The sequence below is a fragment of the Commensalibacter sp. ESL0382 genome (assembly GCF_009725775.1).
GTDB lineage: Bacteria > Pseudomonadota > Alphaproteobacteria > Acetobacterales > Acetobacteraceae > Commensalibacter > Commensalibacter melissae.
In genome coordinates this window covers 1-8,178 of sequence record NZ_WNII01000014.1, presented here as the reverse complement: position 1 = coordinate 8,178, position 8,178 = coordinate 1, and the positions used below count along the sequence as shown (strand labels likewise).

Sequence of the window (8,178 nt, the reverse complement as noted above, 5' to 3'; positions counted from 1 at the left end):
TTACGTGACTTTACGAACCTTATTACGTGACTTTACGAACCTTATTACGTGACTTTACGAACCTTATTACGTGACTTTACGAACCTTATTACGTGACTTTACGAACTTATGTGGATAACTTATTGTTTGTTTTCATATAGTTATCTTGTGGATAATGACCCTTAATAATACTTTAATAAATTTATAATAAGAAAATCCAATTTTTATCCTGTGGATAACTTACAAAAATGCATATGAACAAATTGACCATTAAGAGTCAAAATTTGTAATTGTGTAGTTTTGATGTAAAATTCTACATTTAAAATAAATAATGTTCTAAACGCTCTTAAATTGCTCTACAGTGCGTTTAAATAGTTTTTATGTAGGATTTGATGTAAAAAAAATTAAAATGCACTGTAAGAGCTTTAAAACGGTATTTACGTGCATATTGATAATTTAGTTATTGCTCAGGAAACAAATAGAGTTTTTTAGTTCTCTATTTTCTAATCTTGAAATGTTTTATTCAGTGAGTAAAGAAATTAGTAAAATGCTTAGCTTAGTTTTACATCATACTCTTGAACGTATTGGAATTACCTTAGATCAAAATGGTTGGACAGAGATTAAACATCTTATCTCTAAAGCTAAAAAAACTGGATATAAGCTTAGTTTAGAAGAGCTTCTAGAAACTGTTCGAACCAATGATAAGCAACGTTTTACAATTTCAAAAGATGGTCGAAAAATTAGAGCTGCTCAAGGACATTCCATTGATATTGATTTGGCATTAGACCCCATAGAGCCCCCAGAAATCCTTTTTCATGGCACAGCCAGTGCTAATTTGAACTCTATTTTCGAGATGGGAATACATTCAGCCAAAAGACAATATGTTCATTTATCCTCTAATGAAGAAACTGCTTTAAAAGTGGGTGGTCGTCATGGAAAAGTCATTGTGCTTCAAATTAATACAAGGCAAATGTTCAAAGAGGGTTTGAAGTTCTTTAAAGCAGATAATGGGGTTTGGTTAACCGATCATATTTTACCAAAATATATTTCTTTTTAAGGGGCGTGCAGAGGGGGGAAATTCCTTGCCATATGTATTCAGCGAAGCGATAAAGCTCTGAAAGAGGTTTAGAATACTCAATATGTTTGTTTATTTGTAAAATAAATAAGATTATGCTACCTCTATATCCTTTAATTTCATTGAGTAACTCATGGTTCAATTTAAATGTGCTGTCAGAGCTTCTAGTATTAAATCTTTAAATGGACATCATTCTCTTTCTGCTGCTCAAGATCATGCGCAACGATTAGATATCACTTCTCAAAAAAGAAGCATCCATCCCGATCAAAAACCCATTGCATGGTCTAAAGCAGGGATTGGAAAAGAATAGATTATGTTGAGGCTTTTAAAATCCATAAAAAAGAGCTGTCAGCAGGAGAGCGTAAAAACTCCAGTCTTGCAGAACATTTACTCTTGGTGATTAGTCCTGAATGGTTAGAAGAGACAGGCGATCCTCATGATCCTGATAATCCAAGAGTAAAAGCTTTATTTGAAAATGCTAGGGAATGGGCAGAAAGCTGGGCAGGCCAAGGTTCAGTTTGGGGGTTGCGATATGATCGGGATGAAGCTGGAAGTGGGGTTATTGATGTTTTTATTTCTCCTGTTCATGAACAAAAACAGCGGAAATCAGATAAAACAAAGAAAGTCATTAGCGTTAATAAATCGATACAAGCTTTGTTTGAGATGGAAAGAGTGCTTGATCCTATGGTGAAGCGTCCTAGAGGAGTATTACAATCCTCTTGGGCAAGAAGATGGTGCCAAGACTATTTAGATCCTCGTATAGAACGAGGAGACTATAAAGAAAAAACCAAAAGAGATCATATTCATGCGGATATTTTATTAGATAAAGAACCACAAGATTGTTTGAAACTCTTAGCAGAAACGTCTCATATCGTGAGGCGGTATGTTTTTGAAGAATTACCTAAGATCAAAGTTGTAGAGTTTGCTGCGTTATTTAAAACTATTCTAGAAAAGATATAGCCAGCTTTAGATAAAATATTTAACCAATTAAGTTCTATCTTCAATATGGAACCTCAACAAATCGAGATTGCTCAAGCTATTAAGCAAGATCATGACGAAGAAGAATATGACAACTACTGGGATAATAGTCCTTCAATGTAAGGTAAAATTTATCTAAATCTCTTGCTTAAGCTCTAAAAATAGACCTTCATACAACACTTAAAAACAGCTTTACCCACAAAATTGTGGATAAGTTTAATTATTGAAAGAGTTTCTTAAACCCACTCCAAAAGCCTGTCTTAGAAGGTTCTGTGTGATCTGTAGGAGTGTTTTCTGAAGGCTCTGGCATAGTTTGTTTTTTCGCGGGAGAAATGGCTTTTTTTTCTCTTGATGATGCTCTAAGAGTTTTAATGCCGTTTTTAAACTGTCTATCGTCTCTTGTTTATCTTGAACGCGCCTTCTTTCAGCTTCAAGCTCGACTTTTACAATTGATAATTCATGTTCTAGTTTTAAAAGATATTCAGTGTTTTTTTTGTCGTTTATGTCGTTTTTATGAATGACATTAGATGTGAAAGATTGTGACATTGTCGCACATCCATCGTGCGACGTTAATTGTCCATATACACGAATAAGTTCTGAGATATCTACGCCGACACGTCCACTGCTGGCGACGGATCGCGACAGTTTACCGCTAGCGATGTGTCGCTGTATAGTTCGTCGTGTTTTTCCTGTTAATTCGGCAGCTTCGGAAATAGATACTATCGGCATGATTGACCTCATTATTGAAGATGATTTTAGTTTTGACATGATGGTTAGTGAGGGTCAATAGGGTTGAGTTTGGAGAATTTTGTAATAATATTTGTTTCTCAACTAACTAAAGGTGAAAAGAAAATGTTTTATTTTCATGAGATAATAAATAATGAAAGTATAAAAGAGTTAAATGAGGCAGCTAATCTAGGAAATGCTGAGGCTCTATTAACTCTTGGGCTAATTTATAAATATGGTTATAAAACTTTTCAAAATTATAGAAAATCTATAGATTATCTACAGAAATCAATTGAAGCAAATAATGCAAAAGCCGTAGTTGAATTATGGGATTTATATAAAGAAAGTTTTAAGCATCAAGATATTAAACGTTTTTTTAAAGTTCCTTTTGAAGACTTCTTAGAAAAAGAAATTAAAATAGAAAATAATGATGTTTTACTTGAGATATGGAAGATATATAATAAGCATCCTAATTATTCTAAATGTTCAAATATGAACAAAGATCAAAAAAAAGCTTTAAATTATTTAGAAAAAGCAGCTAATCTAGAAAATGCCGAGGCTTTATTAACTCTTGGACTAATTTGTATAACAAAAAAAGACAAAGAATTTCTTTTCTCCCAAAATATTAAAGAACCTATACTAGTTGTTTTTCAATACTTGTCTTTAAAATATGATGATTGTTTACAATTTTTTGATATATTACATAAAAATAATAATAGTATAAATGTAGATAGTTACCAAGAATACTTACAAAGAGCAGCTGATCTAGGAAACGCTGGGGCTCTATTAAGCCTCGGATTTATATATAAATATGGCTGTAATGTTTATGCAAATAACGAAAAATCTATAGAGTGTTTTTTAAATGCTATCCATCTAACAAACAATGACAAAATTCTAATAAGCGCCTTAACAAATCTCATAGAAATATTTAAAAATCAAAACATTAATATATTTTGTAAAAAAGCTCTAAATTACTTTAAAAAAGAAGCTAAAATTGGAAATAATAATGCCTTAATAATTCTCTGTTTGATTTATAAATATGGTTGTGGCATTCCCCCAAATAAATGTAGATTCGAAAAATATTTAAATCAACTTAATAAAAAACATAAAATTTATCACGAAGTATTGGATTTATTAAAATCCTTTTTGGATTAAATATCAATATATGTTGTGAAATTAACTCGTCTAGTATAGATAAAATCAACAAAATTTTTATATAAATTTCCTCTATTTGTATTTATGCCTCTTTGTTTCCATAACATAGAGAAGTCTCTTACGGATTCAATTGAACAACCAATTTTATCAAGGGGTGGATTAAGAAAACTTTTTAAATAATCCTCTCACTTGCTAAATCATTCAACCATATCAACAATCACAACCTCAGTATCTATTTGCGACAAACCCATTTATAAAAGTAGGATTATGTTCATCATACAAGACAATTCATTTTGCAATGAAAAATTAAATATAACAGAAAAAGTAAGAAGCAGTAGATTACCATGGCGAGGTCAATTTTCACCAGAGTTAGTTGAATATTTAATAAGCTTTTTCTTCAAAGAAAAAGAAAAATTATTTGACCCTTTTTGCGGTAGCGGGACTTTATTGTATGAAGCATCAAGACAGAATATCCATGCTATTGGAACAGAAATAAACCCAGCAGCTTGGATATTCTCATCCATCGCTAACATGAAAGATAATATAAACATGTCAGATGCTTTGTATTATATAAAAAAATTAAAGATGGATGACTCATTGGATTTAACGAACATCCATAAACATACATTATCATTAAAAAATCATGGTTTGCTTTTAATTTTCTCAGCAGCTGTGATTTTAAGTATGAAGAATGGGACTGAGTTAAATAAAAACAAATTCAAAAAAAGCTTAGCAACTATAGAGTCAATGCTAAGCGAAATATATTCATACAAAACAAGTGGGATTTGTCTTCTAAAAGACTCAAGACACTCAGAAATTAAGGATAATTCTATTGATGGTGTAGTAACATCACCTCCATATATAAACGTATTTAATTATCATCAAAATTATAGAACAGCCATGGAATTACTTGGATGGAAACCTCTTCAGGCAGCAAAATCAGAAATAGGTGCAAATAGAAAATTCAGACAAAACAGATTCATGACTGTGATTCAATACTCTATTGATATGGGTATTGTTATCAATGAATTAATGAGAGTATGCAAAAATAAATCAAAGATAGTGTTTGTTGTAGGCCGAGAATCAAATGTTCTAGGCGAACCATTCATGAACTCAAAAATAATAGACTCAATATTCTCATCAATTAAAGAAGTTAAGAAAATAGCTAGGGATGAAAGATTTTTCATTAATCAATTTGGAAAAAGAATCATCGAGGATGTTCTTGTCTTTGAATCAAGTAAAAGCAACATAGATGAAAATACTTCTCGTGAGATTGGCGTAAATCAATTGGTAGTATCATTAGAAACATGCCAAGAAAAAAACAAAAAATTAATAGAAATGGCAATTCAAGATAGTAACAAGATAGAACAATCACCTAAATTTTTTATGAAAAAACCAACTTATTACTAATAGCGATAGATAAATGAGCACACATACAGAAAGATCAGATGCACATGGAAGTAAGCTGTCAGCGTTACTTACAAATGCAAAACTACCAGAACCTGACAGAGATAGCGTCAGAGAAGCAATTGAAAAGTATAGAGAATGGGTAAGATTTTTATCATCAATAGATGAAACAGGAGATCAACTACTTGTCGCCATGTGTAATTCTTTAAATAAATATAAAAATTTTATAGATTTAGAACTTATATTTAACTCAAGTGGTGATTTTTTATACCGGCAAAATGGGCAGCTTAAATTATCCAATTCAATATTGGAAGAATTTATACCCTATCTTTTTGATGAGCGCCTTGTCCCTGGTTTTTCAAGATTATCGAATACTATTTGCGGTCCGCGTTCTTCTTTTTCAGGATTAAGCTTTGGGTCACCATTACTTGGGTTAAATACTGGCGGAGTCATAATAAAAAAGAAAGATCAGGACTTTTCAGTAGCAAAAAAACACAAACTAACAATAACAAATATCCCCGGTGATGATAGTAGCTTTAGCGAGGAATTTTTCGTATCACATTTTGCAACAGAGATAAAAACAAACTTAGACAAAACAATGTTTCAAGAAGCATCACAAACAGCGGGAGAGTTAAAAAGAGCTGTTCCAGGAGCTAAGTATATACTTCTATGTGAATATTTAGATATGACACCAATAAATACAAAACTAACCTCAATTGATGAAGTTATTGTGTTGAGAAAAGCAAAAAGACTCCCATCAAACATAAGAAAAGACTTTTCAAGTCATGCCGGTAGAGTCTCTTCATTAAGTACTTATAGAGAATTTATACATGCTAATCCAATTAATTTTTTAAGTTTAAAGCGCTTCACTGATCACTTAAACGAATGTTTCCCAAGTAGAGAGAATGATTCAGAGGATAGCATCCTCTCAAGAGGGTATTTTTAAAACCTAATTACACCACTGACAGGCATTATAGTTGTTAGTGGTATAATTAGGTTCATCTACTTTACTGTTTTACCAATTACGATATTTCGTCTATAAACTTATTAAATAATAAGGTTTATGGATAAAAAGCAGTTTTAATGAGTTTATAGATATACTCATTGATTATTTAGTCGAGTATTAGCTGTTACATAAACTTTTTTGTCTTCGCGTTTTCCTACAGCAATGACTAAAATTACAATTTCTTCATCAATGACTTGATAAACTAATCTAAAACCAGAAGATCGTAATTTAATTTTATAACAGCTAGCAAGATCTCCATGTAAACGGGCAGATTCAATATGAGGATTGTTTTGTAACTGCTTTAACTTCTTTTTAAATTGCGTTTGAATAAATTTATCGAGTTTATACCATTCTTTTAAAGCTCTTTCATCAAAGTCAATATTAAAGATCATCTAAATTAACTCTGATGCGTTTTGTAGGGCTGTTTAAACGTTCACGGACAACCGCTAAAATATCATCGTCTTTATCATTATCACTGACCATCACTGAAACCTCAGAAAAAGGTAGTTTATTATTTTCAGCAACATATCGTAAGAATAATCTTAACGCATCTGAAGGAGATAATTTAAGCTTATCAAATGCTTTATAAGCATCCTTTTTTAAGTTCTCATCTACTCTAATTTGAATAGTGCTCATTATTTTTTACCTTCAAATAATATTATAATAGGTAAATTATTATGTAATTACAAATGTAGTGCAATATTATTTTGTGGACTTTTGTTTTTGCGTAAAAATCACAACATCATTCTCAAGGTCATAGGCTACGCTATAATCTGGTAATTCATTTGTTGTTATTAGAGATTTGATTGACCATCTAAAGACTTTTAATTTTTGACTGCTACCAGTTTTTTTTAAGAGTAACTCTAACCCTATTTTCCATTCTTTTTGGCTTCCGCAATGTTTGCGAGCTAGTTCATAAATACGACGATCTAAGGGTTTTCTAAGTCTAAAATAATCAGAGCTTATAGTTAAGACTTGGTTAGAAGTTATAGAACGATATAGCCAATCAGGAAGAGTAACAGACACTCTAACCATACGTCCGTCTTTTTCTTCAACTACACGCCAAGCATCAATCAGTCCAAAGCCATGTGCTTCTTTTGTTTTTGCTGTTTCAATATTGGTTGTAATACGTGTGCCAGATAAACGATCAAGAGCATCTTTTGCTTTTTCATAGTAACGACCATCAACGCCTCTATTGGTTGTTATAAGATAATCATAGATCGTAAAGTGAATGGTTCGGCTTATTTCTTTTTCTTCATAGATGGCTTGCATGAGTTTTGATATGCAATAAATCCAAATATCTTTATCATGGATTGTAGCCATGCCATATTGAACATTAGGTGCTATAACGATACTAAAATTATTATGGATATATTCTCTTACCTTTTTATCACCAGCCTTTAAAGCAAATAGTGGGTGCTCCATACTGGCGATGTCATCTTGAAAAGTCAGATTATTAAATATATCCGCAATAAAGAAATCAGTTTGTTTATGTTTCTTTGGGGAAAGATGTTTCTTTTTTTTGCTTTTTTGTGTTGCTTCACATTCGTATTGAATAGTATTATCTACATAGATCATTGTTTTATATTCTCACGCAAGGGCATTAAGAAGAATGGTTGTTAAAGGGTGATTGTTCTAGCAATCACCCTTTTTTATTATTGCTGATACTATAACGTAACTTTAATTAATAAAGCAAGATTTATTATCGTGACTTTACGAACCTTATTACGTGACTTTACGAACCTTATTACGTGACTTTACGAACCTTATTACGTGACTTTACGAACCTTATTACGTGACTTTACGAACCTTATTACGTGACTTTACGAACTTATGTGGATAACTTATTGTT

General features: G+C 31.6%; 10 protein-coding genes. 6 read left to right on the top strand and 4 right to left on the bottom strand.

Annotated elements, in window-relative coordinates; translation table 11 throughout:
- Positions 1–505: 505 nt before the first annotated feature.
- The 3 genes from GM552_RS08790 to GM552_RS08780 all read left to right on the top strand — a co-directional run bounded on the left by GM552_RS08790 (position 506) and on the right by GM552_RS08780 (position 2,014).
- Positions 506–1,036, top strand: coding sequence for an RNA 2'-phosphotransferase (locus GM552_RS08790; RefSeq protein WP_370533627.1), 531 nt, complete (start codon positions 506–508; stop codon positions 1,034–1,036).
- A gap of 151 nt (positions 1,037–1,187) precedes the next feature.
- Positions 1,188–1,364 (top strand): hypothetical protein, encoded by a 177-nt coding sequence (locus GM552_RS08785; RefSeq protein ID WP_155566135.1) that lies wholly within the window; start codon positions 1,188–1,190, stop codon positions 1,362–1,364.
- Between the two features lie 86 nt (positions 1,365–1,450).
- A complete protein-coding gene (locus tag GM552_RS08780; protein WP_155566134.1) occupies positions 1,451–2,014 on the top strand; it encodes a hypothetical protein in 564 nt (187 codons plus the stop codon).
- 234 nt (positions 2,015–2,248) lie between these two features.
- On the opposite strand, the gene GM552_RS08775 is transcribed toward GM552_RS08780, so the two are convergent.
- Positions 2,249–2,761, bottom strand: a complete 513-nt coding sequence (locus GM552_RS08775; protein ID WP_196424884.1) for a hypothetical protein — start codon at positions 2,759–2,761, stop codon at positions 2,249–2,251.
- Between the two features lie 63 nt (positions 2,762–2,824).
- Here GM552_RS08775 and GM552_RS08770 point away from each other — a divergent pair, with 63 nt between their 5' ends.
- The 3 genes from GM552_RS08770 to GM552_RS08760 all read left to right on the top strand — a co-directional run bounded on the left by GM552_RS08770 (position 2,825) and on the right by GM552_RS08760 (position 6,266).
- Positions 2,825–3,913, top strand: coding sequence for a sel1 repeat family protein (locus GM552_RS08770; protein ID WP_155566133.1), 1,089 nt, complete (start codon positions 2,825–2,827; stop codon positions 3,911–3,913).
- Positions 3,914–4,180: 267 nt separating this feature from the next.
- Positions 4,181–5,323: a DNA methyltransferase gene (locus GM552_RS08765; protein WP_155566132.1), complete on the top strand. Its 1,143-nt coding sequence runs from the start codon at positions 4,181–4,183 to the stop codon at positions 5,321–5,323.
- Between the two features lie 13 nt (positions 5,324–5,336).
- On the top strand, positions 5,337–6,266 hold the full coding sequence (locus GM552_RS08760) for a Bpu10I family restriction endonuclease (RefSeq protein ID WP_155566131.1): 930 nt from the start codon (positions 5,337–5,339) through the stop codon (positions 6,264–6,266).
- A 155-nt stretch (positions 6,267–6,421) separates the two neighbouring features.
- Here the strand turns inward: GM552_RS08760 and GM552_RS08755 are convergent, their stop codons facing one another.
- The 3 genes from GM552_RS08755 to trfA all read right to left on the bottom strand — a co-directional run bounded on the left by GM552_RS08755 (position 6,422) and on the right by trfA (position 7,904).
- Positions 6,422–6,718: a type II toxin-antitoxin system RelE/ParE family toxin gene (locus GM552_RS08755; RefSeq protein WP_155566130.1), complete on the bottom strand. Its 297-nt coding sequence runs from the start codon at positions 6,716–6,718 to the stop codon at positions 6,422–6,424.
- The gene (locus GM552_RS08750) at positions 6,708–6,962 is read right to left on the bottom strand and encodes a type II toxin-antitoxin system RelB/DinJ family antitoxin (protein ID WP_155566129.1); all 255 of its coding nucleotides are present in this window, start codon (positions 6,960–6,962) and stop codon (positions 6,708–6,710) included. Before GM552_RS08750 ends, GM552_RS08755 begins: the two co-directional genes overlap by 11 nt.
- Positions 6,963–7,028: 66 nt before the next feature.
- Positions 7,029–7,904 (bottom strand): plasmid replication initiator TrfA, encoded by an 876-nt coding sequence (trfA, locus tag GM552_RS08745; protein WP_155566128.1) that lies wholly within the window; start codon positions 7,902–7,904, stop codon positions 7,029–7,031.
- Positions 7,905–8,178: the final 274 nt, after the last annotated feature.